13 protein-coding genes are annotated in these 15858 nt (G+C 64.8%); 1 reads left to right on the forward strand and 12 read right to left on the reverse strand.

Annotated elements, in window-relative coordinates; genetic code table 11:
• Positions 1 to 39 precede the first annotated feature (39 nt).
• On the forward strand, positions 40 to 570 hold the full coding sequence (locus tag IV501_RS13255) for a TetR family transcriptional regulator (protein ID WP_200556795.1): 531 nt from the start codon (positions 40 to 42) through the stop codon (positions 568 to 570).
• A gap of 71 nt (positions 571 to 641) precedes the next feature.
• On the opposite strand, the gene IV501_RS13260 is transcribed toward IV501_RS13255, so the two are convergent.
• The 12 genes from IV501_RS13260 to IV501_RS13315 form a co-directional block, all read right to left on the reverse strand.
• Complete coding sequence (locus tag IV501_RS13260) at positions 642 to 1532, reverse strand: phosphate ABC transporter ATP-binding protein (RefSeq protein ID WP_200556796.1); 891 nt, start codon at positions 1530 to 1532, stop codon at positions 642 to 644.
• Positions 1533 to 1546: 14 nt separating this feature from the next.
• A complete protein-coding gene (locus tag IV501_RS13265) occupies positions 1547 to 2230 on the reverse strand; it encodes a sortase (RefSeq protein WP_307812285.1) in 684 nt (227 codons plus the stop codon).
• 284 nt (positions 2231 to 2514) lie between these two features.
• On the reverse strand, positions 2515 to 3021 hold the full coding sequence (locus IV501_RS13270; RefSeq protein ID WP_200556797.1) for a hypothetical protein: 507 nt from the start codon (positions 3019 to 3021) through the stop codon (positions 2515 to 2517).
• Positions 3022 to 3226: 205 nt separating this feature from the next.
• Positions 3227 to 4063, reverse strand: coding sequence for a COG1470 family protein (locus tag IV501_RS13275; RefSeq protein ID WP_504739219.1), 837 nt, complete (start codon positions 4061 to 4063; stop codon positions 3227 to 3229).
• A 396-nt stretch (positions 4064 to 4459) separates the two neighbouring features.
• Positions 4460 to 5536, reverse strand: coding sequence for a hypothetical protein (locus IV501_RS13280; RefSeq protein WP_200556799.1), 1077 nt, complete (start codon positions 5534 to 5536; stop codon positions 4460 to 4462).
• A gap of 23 nt (positions 5537 to 5559) precedes the next feature.
• Positions 5560 to 6687 (reverse strand): hypothetical protein, encoded by a 1128-nt coding sequence (locus tag IV501_RS13285; RefSeq protein ID WP_200556800.1) that lies wholly within the window; start codon positions 6685 to 6687, stop codon positions 5560 to 5562.
• Between the two features lie 110 nt (positions 6688 to 6797).
• Positions 6798 to 9329, reverse strand: a complete 2532-nt coding sequence (locus IV501_RS13290; RefSeq protein WP_200556801.1) for a hypothetical protein — start codon at positions 9327 to 9329, stop codon at positions 6798 to 6800.
• Between the two features lie 187 nt (positions 9330 to 9516).
• Positions 9517 to 11124 carry a phosphate ABC transporter substrate-binding protein PstS gene (pstS, locus tag IV501_RS13295; protein ID WP_307812286.1) on the reverse strand — a complete coding sequence of 536 codons (1608 nt, stop codon included), beginning with the start codon at positions 11122 to 11124 and terminating at the stop codon, positions 9517 to 9519.
• Positions 11121 to 12422 carry a phosphate ABC transporter permease PstA gene (gene pstA / locus IV501_RS13300; protein WP_307812287.1) on the reverse strand — a complete coding sequence of 434 codons (1302 nt, stop codon included), beginning with the start codon at positions 12420 to 12422 and terminating at the stop codon, positions 11121 to 11123. Before pstA ends, pstS begins: the two co-directional genes overlap by 4 nt.
• A gap of 2 nt (positions 12423 to 12424) precedes the next feature.
• Complete coding sequence (gene pstC, locus IV501_RS13305; RefSeq protein ID WP_307812288.1) at positions 12425 to 13441, reverse strand: phosphate ABC transporter permease subunit PstC; 1017 nt, start codon at positions 13439 to 13441, stop codon at positions 12425 to 12427.
• Positions 13442 to 13573: 132 nt separating this feature from the next.
• Complete coding sequence (locus tag IV501_RS13310) at positions 13574 to 15211, reverse strand: protein kinase domain-containing protein (RefSeq protein WP_200556802.1); 1638 nt, start codon at positions 15209 to 15211, stop codon at positions 13574 to 13576.
• Positions 15208 to 15678: a hypothetical protein gene (locus IV501_RS13315; RefSeq protein WP_200556803.1), complete on the reverse strand. Its 471-nt coding sequence runs from the start codon at positions 15676 to 15678 to the stop codon at positions 15208 to 15210. Before IV501_RS13315 ends, IV501_RS13310 begins: the two co-directional genes overlap by 4 nt.
• Between the last annotated feature and the right edge of the window lie 180 nt (positions 15679 to 15858).

Here is a 15858-nt window from a genome sequence, read left to right on the forward strand (position 1 = left end):
TCGTGCAGTCAGAACTCACTCACTGTTGTCGCGCAGGATTTGTTTCTCGCCCACGGTTACGAGTCGACCACCGTCGACCAAATTGCGGCGGCTGCCGGCATGTCGAAGCGAACCTTCTTCCGTTATCTCGCCTCGAAGGAAAACCTCGTCATCGGGAAATATGATTTTTTGGGAGACCGTATGGCTGAGGTCCTCGCACAGCGGCCCGACGATGAGCCAGTGTGGCTGTCACTGCGTCGAGTCTTCGACCTGACCGTGGCTTATGTGCAGAACGAGCAGGAGAGAATCCGCAGCGACGCGATGGAACGGATCATGCAGAGCACTCCGGCCCTGAACGCCGGGTACCTCGACAAACTGTCGAGGATGCAGGCCCTACTCGTCGACGGTGTCCGTCAGCGCCTCGGCCCGAGGGAAGCGGACGGAACCGGCCCGGATCCGCGGCCCGCGGCCATAGTGGGGGCCGCATTCGCCTGCCTGCTCGCCGCCAGGACGACCTGGCTCGCCTCGGATCAGGCGCGTCCCTTCGCCGAATTGCTCGACGAGTCGATGGCCGCGCTATCGCTCGGATAGCGGTTCGCCGATAGCGCGGCCCACAGCGTGATCGCGTGGACGTCCTCGACCACCGCATCCACCGGGAAGAATCAGCCGAAGCGGCCGTTCACGTAGTCGAAGGTGCGCGCATCGATCGGCTCCGAGAACATCGCCTCTGTGTCGCCGTGCTCGACGATCGCGCCGGGCGTTCCCTGCGCGGCGAGGAAGAAGGCGCACTGGGTCGATACCCGCTGGGCCTGCTGCATGTTGTGGGTGACGATCACGATCGTGACGTCGTTGACCAACTCGAGCATGGTCTCTTCGATGACGCGGGTCGAGGTGGGGTCGAGGGCAGAGCACGGCTCGTCCATCAGCAGTACACGCGGGGTCACCGCCAGCGAGCGTGCGATGCAGAGCCGCTGCTGCTGCCCACCGGAGAGTCCGCCGCCGGGAGCCCGCAGGCGATCCTTCACCTCTTTCCAGAGGCCGGCCTTGGTGAGGCAACTCTCGACCAGGAAGTCGCGCTGGTCGCGATCGGCGTGGGTTCCGGTGAGTTTGAGCCCCGCCAGCACGTTGTCGTAGATCGACATCGCCGGAAACGGGTTCGGCTTCTGAAAGACCATTCCGATGCTCTTGCGCGCCTCGACCAGCTTGCGATCGGCGTTGTAGATGTCCTGCCCGTCGATCAGCACCTCACCGGCGAGGCTGGCGGATGGCACCAGCTCGTGCATCCGGTTCAGGATGCGCAGGAAAGTCGACTTGCCGCACCCCGAAGGCCCGATGAGCGACGTGATAACGCCGGCCGGCATCGTCAGGGAGACCCGATCGAGTACCTGGTGGTCGCCAAACCAGGCGGAGATGTCGCGTGCCTCGAGGGATGCCAGCGGCTCGGGTTCTGCAGGTGGCAGATCGAGCGCGGGTGCCGACCGTCGCGGCAGACGGGCGAACAACGAGCGCGGCGAGGGCAGCACGCGGGTGACATCGGTGAGTTGGTCGGTCATGGGGTTCCCTGCGATCAGAGGAGGTTGGGCAAGAGGATGGTCACCTGGTTGGTGACGTAGATACCGGCGAGCACGGTGAGCGGAACGAACACGATCCAGGTCTTCTGTGCGCCGATGCGGCGGTAGGCCCAGACCGCGCCGATCTCGACCACGATGAGGAACTGCAGCGCGAACACCAGCGCCCAGACCGTGGTGGTGTCGGAGGCGAGAGGCGCGTCTTCAGGCGGCAAAGAAACGATCGTGGTCTGACGCTGCCCTACGGGTAGCGCCGCGGAGGTCGCCTGTGCATCGACATAGGCAACGCCGGATGGAGCGAATGGCGCTCCTCGAGCGGTTTCCAGAATCAGACGGCTCTGCTTACCATTCGGCGCTGTGGGCACCGGATCTCCGGCGTAGCGCACGCCAATCACGGAAAAATCAGTAACACCCTGCCCGGTGCGCGCCGTGAAGGTATCGCCCGGGGCGAGCTCTTGGATTCGCGCAAAAGGCCCACCGAATGCCGAAGCGCGACCCAGGATCACACTGGTGCCGATTTGCCCCGGCAGTACCGTGTCGCGTCGATGACCGGGGCCGGCGGTGAGTGTGCTCGAGGATGTTCCCTCCACGAACACCTGGTTAACGCCCAGGCTGGGGATGGATATGAATCCGAGCGGAGTGCCGTCTTCGAGAAGGTGGTCGTCGAAATCCCCTTCGCTCACAGGAAGAGTCCCCGCGGCAAACTGTTCCGAGATGGAGTCGCGTAGTCGTTGTTGCGCCACCAGGTGTTGCACCTGACTGAGAACCGTAACGTTCAGCACGAATGCGATCAGGAGCGCAGCGACAATGGCGAGAGTGCTTCGAACAAAGAACTGAGCCGGCGTGAGCACAACTGGTGGACGCGGAGCACGCGGGAGCCGTCGCGGAGGCTTAGGCGTACGCGGAGGTTTCGGGGCGGAGCCGCGACGATTGCCTGAAGCCGGCGGGGCCTCGATGACTGGACTGATCACCCGACGCTCCGGAAAATCAGCGCGAGGCGCGCTAACCAGGCAAAGCGGACGCCGAGCAAGGCAATGACCGCGAGCGCTCCGCCGCAGCCGATGGCGACAACCGGCGGGACCACGACAAACGAGTCGCGGGTCACCGAAGACAGCTTCTTGCCGTCGACGATTTTCGGGGGGGAGAACTTGACGTGGGTGTGAATCGCAGTCCACTGTCCGAAGCCGGAGAGACTGGTCTCGACAACGCGAGTCTCGTTCGGCTTCAGCGCGCTAATCGGGAGTTTGTGTGAGGTTCCGATACGTGAGCCCACCGGGGATGTGGCCCAAAACTCGGCGGTGGAGTCGATGCTCGACTTGGCATCATTGCGCACAGTGAACCGGAGCAAGACCTTGCTGTCGACGGGTGAACTCGACCAGACGTAGTGCGAGGAGAGACCGCTGACAAAGACGATCCCACCGAGCCCACCGTCGTGCGACGACTCGTGAGGAGTCGATGCGCTCGGCGATGGCATCGGAGATTCACTTTCCGAGGGAGATGATCCCCCGCCGCCCGACCCAGCGCCCGACGGCGACGGCGACGGCGCCACCGTTACCGTCAATCCGATTCCGTCGTCTGACGGTGCCGCCATCGCAGACAGGCCGAATCCGCCCCCGGCGATCAACAGAACACCGAGACCGAGAAGCGCCGCGAAAAGTCGTCGAGCTAGCACATTGCGTCTAGCTGGCGTCATTGTTCACACCCGTCGTGATGAGTTGGTCCTCGATTGCCTCGGCTGCCTTGCGTCGCGCCTCGCTCTCGGTGTGCTCGATCCAGGCGGTCGCGCGGATGCGGTCGGAACGCCGGCGGAGGCGCACGATCAGGACCACGAGGCCAGCAACCACGAGCAGGATCAGCACCCACCACGGCATCACGAATAGGGTTGAGTCTCGCTCGATGGTTCGCAGGGGGCCCGGGTTCAGAGCATCTTTATCCACAGTTGGCACAAGATTCACGTGCGGATTGAGGTAGCCCAGCTGCGGAACGCCGGGAACAGCAACGGTCACGACTCTCGTGCTGCCCGGTAGCAGTTCAGAAACACTGGTGCGGACTAGCCCGGAGGCACCGATGCCGAGGTAGGTCTTGACGTTCACCACCATGTCGGCGCCGAGGGCCACGTTCCCATTGTTGCGAACGGTGAACTTCACGTCGGTGGTGCCGTTGAAAGGGTTGAGCGATCCCGCGTAGTCGGCCGAGATATTGCCAACGGTCAACGCGGGCTGCAGGGCTCCCTTAACCCGCACGTACATGCGGGTAGCAACTCGGCGATCAACCATGATTGACCCCTGCGCCGTGGCAACGGAGATTACGATTCCACCGGCGTGGTCCCCAGGAGCAGCATTCGACGGCACATCCAGACGGAACGAGACGACCTTCGTCTCACCGGCGGCGATCGGCAGATCTATCGAATGCTGACCGTTCGCAAAGGTCACCCACGAGCCTCCATCAACCGGAGCCTGCTTGGTATCGAGAAGACTGAAAGCGCCCTGGGCTGTGTCGAAAGCATCTGTCGCCAAGATTTTCATCGTCTGCGCGGTGGACCCCGTGTTGCGCACGAGATATGAGTCGTCGACGTGCTGACCAGGGTCGACCTGATAGCTGAACCGAGATCGATCGTCGGTGCTTGTCCCGTCGGATGGCGCGCCGGAGATTCCGGTGGTGTCGTCCGCGCGCGCAGGGGAGGCAGCGGAGAAAAGTCCAGCACCTAGGGCGACGAATACTGCAAGGGCGGCAATGTGTCGAAGTGAGCGTTCGACATTCGGGTTGGCGAGCACGGTCTATCTATCCAAACTGAGCTTGACGGCGGTGATCGCGGCGCTTAACTGCAACTGAACGCGGGCGATGCGGTATGGAAAACGTGGGCGGGAGAAGCCACGAGCACCCGTGACTTCTCCCGCCGGTTATCGCGGGTACTACTTCGAGGTGAGCGTGAGCGTCAGGGTCGAGTCGTACGTGCCGGCCGCAGCCGTCGCCGGGGCGACGAATGTGAGGTCGGCGTTCACGACGGTGTCACCGACGTTTACGCCGTTGTCCGCCGAGGCGAACGCTGCGTCGTAGACGGCGGTTCCGGCGGCTTGCTTCGTCCCGGCAGTGATGTTCGCACCGGTCGGCTTGCTGATCAGCTTGGGCGCGAAGCCCAGCTGCGCCTTCGAGATCGTCTTGGTGTTGTCACCCTCGAGCACGAAGTCCGTCACCTTGGTAGTAAGGTCCCAGCCCGTGTGGCTCGCGACGCGCCCGTCACTCACCTTCACGTCGCCGAGCGTTCCGGTCGACGTGGAGAGCTGCGTGGCCGGATCGAGCACCGGGTTACCGATGAGCACAGTGGTCGCCGCGGGGGCAACCAGGCTGAGTACGCCATCCTGGGCTGCGAGAGTGGTCGCTTTCAGGTTGAGGTCAGCGGAGCCGGTCGGCGGGGTGGGCGGGGTGGTCGAGCCGGTCTCGGTGGGCTGGTCGACCGTGAACTTTCCCGTGACGGCGGTCACGTGGATCGACGCGAAGAAGACACCAGTGGATGCCAGCTTCGAACCGTTGTTGATAGTGCAGGCAAGGCCGATGCTGTAGTCACCGCCCGCTGCCTTCACTGCTGCCGCGTTGCCGACATTCTGCTGATACGGGGACGTAGTGAACTGAGCGACGTTCTTGCTGCCGGCCGGGTAGAACAACGAAGACCCCACCGCCGAGTAGTTGGCCATGGTGAATTCCTGCCCCTTGGGGGCGAGGAAGGTTACCGAACCGGTCGCGTCGGCGGGGCACACGTACGGAGTGGAAACGTCTGCGGGATTGTTGAATCCGAAATTGTCGTCGTTCCAGTCGATGACGGACCCGGCCGGGATCAGCGCGTTGGTGTTGCTGTCGCCGATGTACACCGGCGCCTGGGATCCGTTGGGCTGGATTGCGGCGGAGGCCGAGATCGCGACCGTTGCGCCAGCAACGACTGCGAGAACGGCCGCGCCTACGAGAATGGTGCGCGATTTAGTGAAGGAGAGCATGGTGGTTGTGCCTTTCTATCGGGTTAGGAGGCGTTGGCGCGGAGGATGGTGGTGGACGACGGAGCGAGGAAGCCGAACTTGGCCTTGACAGCGCCCGAGGTGGTCGGGCCGGTGCCGAAGTTGCTGAGGCTCTTCGCCTTCGTGGGGTTCACGAGGTCAGCAAGACCCTGCTCGAACTTCGCGTTCGCACTGTCGATTCGTGCGTACTCAACGACCATGTAGGTGTCTCGACCCCACACGGAGTTGGCGTAGTAGGTCGAGTTGGCAGCGAGCGCGGTGCCGGTTCCGGTGAAAGGCGCAGTGCCGATCGGCGAACCCAGCGCTGCGGCTCCGGTACGGTTCTGAGCTGCGCCGTTGCTCTGCGCGATGAAGCTCGCGACGGAGAACGGAGCGATCTGGCCGACGGCCGTAAGGGCGGTTCCATCGTTCTCGTTGATGGCGGCGAACGTAGGGTTAGCCCCGTTGTTCGTGACACAGTTGACGAGCGCCTGGTTGTCGGTCACGCCAATCGCGCCCAGGAAAAACTTGCGGGTGCCCGAGCCTGCCTGCGGCAGCAACGGCTGCACCGTTACTCCGTTGATCACGTTCGCGCCGGCAACGCAGGTGTAGATCTGCGTGAGCTGCGCGGTGGTGATGGAACCGAGCGCCGCGGCCGATCCGTTGAACGCATAGGTAACCGCATCGCGAGCGAAGGGCACGTAGGCGAGTACACCGCTTGCGGTGTTGGTAGCCGAGCCAGGGCCGCTGGAGGAGCGAGCGACATCGACCTGACCGGGGATCTTCATTGTCGGCGTCGAGTTGTTCGCGACGGCAAAGGTCTCTCCGTCGATCGAGCGGCTGAGAGCCTTCACGCCGTCACCAGACCCAGCGGGTCGAGCGAAGGACGGGCCACCCTGCTTCACCTGGATGGCTGCCGAGCCGAACGCGTCGAAGGAACCGAGCGAAGCTCCGGAGCTTGCGAGCACGCGCACCGAAGACCCCGTGATGGAGGTGCCGTTAACCAGGGCGTTCGAGACGTCCTGGAGAGTGTCGGACCCTACGAGTGTGTAGCTATTGGAGATCGGGTCTGCGTGAGCGGGAACTGCGATGGCGACACCGGCGATGGCGACACCGACTGCTGCGCAAACGGCAGCGGCCTTGATCTTCTTCACTTCGTTTCCTTTCGAGGGGGGGGGTTCGACCACTCGCGGGAGGCGGTTGATCGACTTGGCGTCCGCTGCGACGGACGTCGGCTGGCGTTCGGGTCCAAGAATGTGGGGCATCAGATCCGTCGTCTGAGTCGGGGGATGATTGGAACAGCGAGCGCGGCGATGATGCCGGCGAGGAGGCTGAGTGGGACCGCGGACGCGATCTCGCTCATGTCGTGGTCCTTTGGGGTGACGCCACTGGTAAGGCTCAGCGCTGGGTCCCCCGATGCACTAGGTCCAGCGAATGTCGGAGAAGGCGTGTCGCTCGAACCTCCAGTGCCCGCGCTGGTCGCATCGTCTGCGCTTACCGCCGAGTCGCCCGATTCGACGGTTGGCGGCAGGACCGAAACTCCCGCGACGATCGCAGCGGCAGCGTTTTTCGAAAGTTCACGCCACGATGCGGGAAGCGGTGCATATCCGTCTGGCAACTGCCCCTGTGCCGTTCCCGGTTCCTGCCCCTTCGTCGACGCATAGTTGATGAATGCGGCGTACGAGTCCCGAGTTGCCTGGTCGTTCTGAGTCGGATTCGTCGCGGCATAGACCGGCATAGTTAGCGGGTACGCGGTTGGTGCCGCTTTCGCGGCCTCGCCCGCAGGGTTGTACTCGTACACCTGCGCCTGCGCGGCCGTTCGTGTCATCGCCGCTGACGCCGCAGTCATTGCCTCGGCGGTAGGCGAAGCGAACGCACCGGCGGGGTTCCGAAGTGACGCGGACACGAGCTGATACTTCGCCGCCGACGCCGTGTCCGTGAGGCCGAGCACGTTCTGGAAGCCTGGATTGTTTCTGACCGCCTTGATGTAAGCAGGCGGTGTCTTCGTGATGTCCCAAGGGCCGAGCACCTGTCCATCTCCGCGAAGGGTGAGGTAGCCACCGGTGTCAAGGTCGTTTGTATATGGGCGCCAGGTGACCAGGTTGAGAGCGCCAGCCCCGTTGGGTACAGCGGGTACTTCAGCCGGGTCCGACTTCGGGAACGAATCCATGGGTAGGGAAAGTCCAACTTTGGCCGGGTTGATCGAAGCGTCGGTCGAATTCCACGGATTGACGAACATTCCCCAGGCATCAGGTTTGCCGGCGACGAAGTCACGACCTTCCTGGTCGGCCATCACATAACGCCAGAGCTGAAATGCCACGTCGGACCGGCCCTGCGGAACCAAGAGATCGGCGAGTGACGGCGAAACGAGGGCCTGAGTCTTCCACTCTGGGTCGTTGATCGCCAGGAAGTCAGGATCAGTCGTCAGGTTCCGGGCATTGTGCCCCGGGTTGGCTGGGCTGTGGTATCCGATGTCACTCTTGTCACCAGGCAAAGAGTCCAGATACGAGTTCGTGAGTAGCTTCGCGATCAGACGCGGAGTGAGCTTCATCGAGCTAAATGCCTGATTCGCCTTGGCCAGGTCGGCAGAGTCGGTGTTCGGGCCTGCGAGCGGTCGCCTATCGATGGCGAACGCGACAGAGATTCCCGATAGTGCGATAGGGGCGTAGACGTCTGGATCGGGCGAACCGTCGGATGTATCGAGAGCGCGCGAGGTGAGCGCGAGCGCCGCAGGTACGGCTGGATCGCTGGCCGCTCTGAGCGCATCGGGCTCGGCCCCGGTGCTGATGGTGAAGATCGAGCCCGAGCTCCCCGCGCACAAAACGGGCTGCCAGGATCCGACTGCACCAGCGACGAGCTCGCTGCCGGAAATCTGCTTCTCGGCTGACCCGATCGGGCAATTGATTCCAATGGGCTTAAAGTTCACGCGGAACGCGATGCGGTGCTTCCACGCGTCCCAGAACAGCCCGGAGTGGACTATATGGCTCTCGCCAGCGTCTTGGGTTCCTCGCGGTACGACGACTATCCAGCAGGACTTCCCTGTGATCGCCGCACCCGTGGTGACGACCTTGGCACCGCAGTCAATTCCAGACGACTGTTGCGCGGTCTGCACCTCGAACTTCACCGAGCCCTTGCCGTCCGCGCTCGACCCCGCCCACTTAACCTCGTTGGAGCTGTAGGCAGTGAAGAACTCGTTGGTGTTGGGGTCGACTGTGTCGAGCTTCACGTGATTCACGACGGACGCGATTACCTTGCCCGACGGCGCCCGGAACGGGATCGAAGTATAGGTGGGGTGCGCGAAACCGTCGCCCGGAGCGGTGAACGGATCATCCTGCGGTGCCACCTCGTCGTCGGTGACGAAGTTGTCGCGGGTAGCCCCAGGGGTGAGGAAGCCGCCGTACTGGCAGGTCGTGCGGTCGGGCTGAGCTGGCTGCCCGGCCGCCACTGCGGGGTCGTCGCCCCAGCACTGCATGATTTGCAAGAAGTTCTCTCCACCGTTGTCGGTGGCGGGCTGGGTGGATTTCTCGGCTCCGGTCCAGCTGATTTGAAGACCTTGCGCGACAAGGTCTTTGGTCTGAGCGATGGTGACCGAGAGATCCTTCATTGGTGCGTGTGCTAAATCGTCGTCAGCCTGCTTGGCCGTGATCGTCACCGCTGACGAGTCACTCGCGGTGGCCGAGGGCGCTCCGGTCCCGAAGGCTACAGAAATACCGCCGACGACAAGGGCGACGAGAAGGCCGACGACAACCGAGGCGAGCCACGGTTTCTGCGCATGGGATTTCGAGGGCGAAAGCACGGGTTACTCCAAGTGGGGATCCAGCGTTTACTGGGGGCGGGGAAAAAGTATGGGCGGTTGGTGTCATCGGGATGAACGAATTGGGTACTGGAACTCTGCGAATAACGACGTAACGGGGCTGCCCAATCCGGCCGATGGCACGCCGACCACCGGTGCCTCTCGGCACCGGTGGTCGGCTGATCGTGAGCTACTTCTTGGGGTCTGCGCCGAGCTTTTTCAGCCGTGACGAGAGCAGAGCGGGAAGCACGATGACGAGTACGAGGAATGCCCCGGCCCCGAGCATCACGAACTGTCCCGTTCCCCAACTCGCGCTGGCGAGCGTGTAGGGGGTGGAAACCGCCCCTCCCGTCGCACCGGAGCTCGCGGACGCGTCGGCGGACCCTATATCCGCCGCACTGCCAGCGGATGACGAGGCGCCATCGGTCATGGCACCTCCGGCGGCGTTGGCGGTATTGCTGGATGATCCGCCTTTACCGCTACCGCTGACCACTGTCGCGGTTCCGGCAGCACCGGCTGTCCCCGTCGTGCACTGGTCGGGGCCCTGTTTATCGCAGGCCGCCGGCTGCGGGGCTGTTACCGCGAGCTGATTGTTCGACGGCGAGTCACCCTTCTTGAAGGTGGGGTTGTTGCACGAGTTCGGATCAACGTTGGCGGAGCCCGCTCCGGGAACTCGCTTGATCTGGTCGAATCCGGCCAGCACGAGGTTCATCGGCAGCGGTGAGTACCCGAGCGCCGCGGCCTGCTGTTGTCCCTCGCACAGCATGTAGCTGGCGAAGGTGCCGAGAGTGTTTCCCTTGTCTGTGTTGAATACCCCTCCAACCTCGGTCGGAACAATCATGTACGAGTAGCTAGACAGGGGGTAAGTGCGCTTGTCCGGGTTGTTGTACACCCCGTCGAGGATCTGCGTCAGGTACTCAGCAGACGAGGCGTTCGTATTGATCTGCGCCTTCAGTAGCGCAACGGCGACCGAGGGCGCGGTGGGCTCCACGTAGTAGCCGGAGGAGTTCAAGATCTTGGCGACGGGGAATCCCGACTTGAGAGCGTACGAGTACTCGACGTAGGTGATCGCCCCTTCGCCGTAGGCCTGGCTCACGTATCCGGCGACACCGAGTGATCCGTTCTGCGCCTTCGTCGCCCCCTTTACCGGGTACTGCGAGGTCAGCCCAGCCTTGCCTGAGAACGACTGCCACAGCGCCGGGTACTGCTTAGACATCCAGAGGGTGAATTGCGCCGTCGATCCCGAGCCGTCCGAGCGAACTACGGGAACGATCGGCTTGTTGGGCATAGCCAGACCGGGATTATCCGCCGCGATCTGCGGATCATTCCAGTTCGTGATCTTGCCGGTGAATATCTTGGTGACCGTCTCGCCGCCGAGTCGCAGGTTAGTCACGCGTTTGCCACCGATTTTCACGTTGTACATGAACGACGTCCCACCGGCAACGATCGGCATGTACGCGAACCCGCGCGGGGGCTTTTCCGCCGCAGACCCGTCCTCGGGAGAGGCCTGAAACGGAATCTCGCTCACTGCAAAGTCGACCGTGCCAGCGACGAAGTCGCGGCGCCCGGCGGACGAGCCGGTCCCGGAGTAGTTCACCGTCATTCCGTAGTTTGCTGCGACATTCTTTCGCCACTGATCGAGCGCATTCTGCGACCACGTCGAACCCGTTCCGCTGATCGGGGTGTAGGTCGCGGCCGCGGCTCGCTGGGGAGAGGAGCCCACCGCTGCCGCACCTGCGAAGAACATGACCGCGAGCAACATGCTGAAAAGTTGGATGATGCGAAAACGGGTGGTCACGAGGCGGGCTCCTGGGGTGCGGGTAGAGCGGTTGCGGGCTGAGTCTGAGCGGGCTGAGGCGGTTCGGGTGCGAGCGGCCGCGACATCCGTTGCAGGTCGTCGGCGGATGCTGCGCTGACGCGACGGCGCTGGCGATCGGTAAGCTGCCCCGGCCCGCGTCCGCCGATGACGCGGGCGACCGCGAACAGCGCGAGCACGAGCAGCAGCAGCACGGCGGCGGTGCCGAAGCCGCGGGCGATCATGTTCGGCTCCGGCGACTTGACGAAGTCGAAGACCTGCAGCGGCAGCGAGATCATCGGCCCGGAGAACGGATTCAGGTTGAGCACCGAGGTCACGCCCGAGGTCAGCAAGACGGGTGAGGTCTCCCCGATTCCGCGGGCGGTGCCCAGGATGATCGCGGTGACGAGCCCCGACCGCGCCGTCGGAAGTACCACGTGCCAGACGGTGGCCCAGCGTGTGGAGCCGAGGGCGTATGACGCCTCGCGGAGATTTCCCGGAACGAGTCGCAGCACGACATCCGAGGCCCTGATCACGATGGGAAGCATCATCACGGTGATCGCCATCGCGGCCGCGAAGCCCGACCGCTGGTGCGTGATCAACTGGATGACCGCGACGTAGACGAACAGGCCGGCGACGATCGACGGCAGTGCGGTCATCGCGTCGGCTATGGTGCGCACGAAGCGGGCGAATCGTCCGCCGATCTCGTTGAGGAAGACCGCGGTGGTGATGCCCAACGGAATGGTGATGGTGAGCGCGATGCCGATCTGGATCAGCGAGCCCACGATGGCGTGCAGGATTCCGCCGAGTGACAGCGGATCGAGCGGCCCCGCGAGCTCCATCGTCTCGGTGAAGAAGTTGAGATGCGGCAGCGCCTCTCGCCCGCGGATCAGAGTGTAGGCCACGACGAAGATTAAGGCCCCGAACAGGATGACCCCGGCGCTCGCCAGCAGCACCGTCATGATCCTGTCCTTGACGTCTTGCCGGTCGGAGCGGATCGCGACCAGCAGCGCGTAGAACCCGATGAAGAGGAGGAACGCGACGACGAACCAGCCGACCGCCCCCGACAACGGAAGAAACCAGCCGAACAGCAGTGTGGTGAGCGCGAGACTGGCGGCGAGCGCCCCGAGCAGGTCGAAACGCTGGTCGAGCGTAGCGGTGCGCAGGCGACGGCGCGGGCCGGAGTCGGTGCGGTCGTGTCGTGGCGTGCTGGTGCGCGCCGGGCGACCGTCGTCGAGCACCTGTTCGAGTTCCGCAGTGTCCACGGCAGCGCTATCGATGGAGTCCACGGTGGTCGACACGGTCACCCCGTTTCTGCGCCAGAGCGCGACCGGGCGACGATGGACGACGCCGTGAAGTTGACGATGAGGGTGATGATGAACAGCACCAAGCCCGCGGCCATGAGCGCGGAGAGTCCGAACTCGCTCGCCTCGCCGTAGCGGAGCGCGATGAGAGCAGAGACCGAGTTGGTACCGGTGGTGAGCACATGCCAGTTGATGGTGAAGATCGGCGAGATGATCAGGTAGACAGCGATAGTCTCGCCGAGCGCTCGGCCCAGCCCGAGCATCGTTCCGCCGATGATGCCGCCGCGTCCGAAGGGCAGCACCACGGTGCGGATCATCCCCCAACGGGTCGAGCCGAGGGCGAGAGCAGCTTCCCGCTCCCCCACCGGCGCCTGCGAGAAGGCCTCCCGCATCACCGAGGTCTGGGTGGGAACGACCATCAGCCCGACCACGATGCCGGCGATGAAGGCCGAGGAGGTGTACGAACTCGCCTCGGTGAGGTGGTGGCCGGTCGAGTCGGTCGCCGAGAGAAACGGAATCCAGCCGAAGTAGGTGGAGATCCACTCCGACACCGGGATGACGTTCTCCTGCAGGAAGAACAGACCCCAGAGGCCGTAGATCACGCTCGGCACCGCGGCCATCAGGTCGACCAGGGAGACGAGAGCCGACCGCATCCGCCCCGGCACGATCTCGGAGAGCAGCAACGCGGTGCCGATTGCGAGCGGAACGCCGACGCACATTGCGATGACGGCGATCGTGATGGTGCCGAACAGCACAGCGGCGATGCCGAACTGGTGCGTCTCCGGCGACCAGCGCTGCTCGAACAGGAACGAGATGCCCGACACGGAGAGTGCGTTGCCCGCCCGCACCGAGAGGAAGAGTCCGACAGCCAGCATGATCCCGACCGTGGTCGCACCGGCGGTGTAACTCACTGCCCGGAAGGCCGAGTCGGAACGCGATGGCGCAGACAGCAATGATCGCTTCACCGGCGGCAACACCGTGCCGCGGTCGTCACGCAAGGCGGTTTCGATCGCCACAGCTCACCTCTCTCGTTCGCGCCATGGCGCGGCATTGTGCCCCAGACCAGAGCGTGGGGGCCATAGGTGAACAGCACGGGTCACCGGCGTGGCCGCAGCGTGGACTACAACGTGCCGGGTCATGGTGTCGCGTCATTGTGTGGGTCCGGTCGTCGGTGTCATGCTCGGGGTCGCAGTCGGGGAGGCGATCGGGGCCGCACGCGCGACCAGCACAGCAACTTCCGATCCGACCGGCGCTTTCTCCGCCTCCGCCGGCTCGCTCGACAGCACGGTTCCATCGGCGTGGTCGGCATCCACTCGACGAATCAGGCTCGGGATGAACCCTGCCGCCCGCACCGCGTCCACCGCGGCGGTCGCGCTCAGCCCGACCACCCGGGGCACGGCGTTGGAGCCGCTAGCGACACTCACGTCGACCGCGGTGCCGCGGTCGATTCGCGACCCGGCCGGCTGAGAAGCAGAGAGCACCGTGTCGGCGACCGCAGCGACATCCGTTCTGGTCACGATGCCGGTCGCCAGCCCCACGGCCGCGAGCGCCGATTGGGCGTCGCCGAGGCTCAGGCCGGTGAGCGTCGGGACGGTCGAGCGGGTGCGATCCACGGCGATGACAGAGATCGTAGGTGTCGGAGTCGGGGTAGTCGTGGGCGTCGGGGTGGCGGTCGCGGCCGACCTCGTCGGCGCGGGCCCCGGCGCCCCCGACGCCGCTGCCCAGCCGAGGCCGAGCACGGCCAGTACCACCGCGACGCCAGCCCACAGTGGAGCATTGTCGATTCGGGGCCGGCGTCGAACCTTCGCCGACGATGCGACCGGCGCGCGACGCGCGGGCGCGAGCAGCTCGGTCTTTACCTCGAGAGAGACCGTCGTCACCCCGGGGACCGTGAAGCGCGTGGTGCCGCCCGCCGGCGTTTCAGCGTCCGACTGTGTTGCAGAAAGCTCGACCACCGCCAGCGCGGTCAGCATCTCCTCCGCACCGTCGAAGCGGTTCTCGGGAGCTTTCGCGAGCGCGGTAATGATCAGCCGGTCGAGGGAGGTCGGAAGACCGGGCCGCAGCACGGACGGCACGGGCGCCGGTGCCTGAACGTGTGCTCTCAGCATCGCCTCGGCGCTCGGCCGCTCGAATGGCGCACGGCCGACGACGGCGAAGTAGAGAGTGGCACCGGCCTGGTAGAGGTCAGAACGGCGGTCGACCGGGAGTCCGAGCGCGTGCTCGGGCGAGACGTAGGCCGGGTTGCCGAGCAGAGTGTCGTCGGCCGGGTTGCCCGCGGGCGCACACAGCCCGAAGTCGATCAGCCGTACTGTTCCTGGTCGCAGGCGCCCCCGGCGGTCGACGTCGAGCATCACGTTCGACGGGGTCACGTCGCGGTGCACCAGCCCGGCATGGTGGACCGCGGCGAGCGCGGCGACCAATTCGCGACCGACGTCGACGACATCCGTCGCGGTCAGCGGCCCCCGCGCCGCGACCACATCGGCCAGGGTGTGTCCCGCGACCGACTCGAGGGCTATCCAGGCCTGGGGTTGTCCGGCGGCATCGTGGCTGCCGCGATCCACCACGAGGACGACTCCCGGATGCGCGGCCCGCTCGGCCGCATCGGCCTCCGCGAAGAAAGCTGCCGTGGCTTTCTCATCGACCGCAAGATGCGGGTGCAGCAGCTTGAGCGCCACAGCGTCACCGCTGCGCTCGTCCACCGCCGCGAACACCGACGCAAAGCCGCCGGAGCCGAGCAGGTCACCGAGCAGGAATCGCCCCGCGATCAACCCGCGCGCGTCGGTCACCGTCGACCACGTTCCGGGCGCACCGACCGGGTACCGGGTTGCACCGTGGCGACCGCGAGCGACGCGACGGCGAGTTCGAGCGAGTTGCGGCGGTCGCGCTCGGTCACGAACCACCGCGACGCGGTCATGACCGGCACGCCCGAGATGCTGGCGAACCAGCCGAACAGGTTCCGGGTTTCATTGCTGACCAGGTGAGTCTCAATCCGTGCGCTCGCGGCCACCAGGCGCTCGACCCGCTCCTCCGCGTTGTCCACTCCCGGGTAGAGGAGGGCGCTGCGCGCGAGGATGCGGTTGTTCAGCGAGAGCAGCTGCCAGACGACGATCGAGGGCACCGCCACATCCGTCGGCAATCCGTAGGTTGGAGCCGGGCCGCCGATAACGCGACGGCAGTGCTCCTGCCACGGCTCCAGGGCAGGCGCATGACGCGACGAGAATCGCAGCAGCGAGATGCGCGGGCCGATCGACATGGGTAGGTGACTTTCGTTGTGCCGGCTCGGGCGCCGAGGCGAATGCAGTCAATTGAGATCGGGGGAACAGCGACCCCGAGGCCCGTGCACAACGACGCAACGAGCGGTGAACAGTGAATGTCGCATCCCCCGTTTGGGGGGGATTTCCAGGGATGACGCGCTAGGGACTCAGGCACCGAA

This window comes from Lacisediminihabitans changchengi, assembly GCF_016634425.1.
GTDB lineage: Bacteria > Actinomycetota > Actinomycetes > Actinomycetales > Microbacteriaceae > Lacisediminihabitans > Lacisediminihabitans changchengi.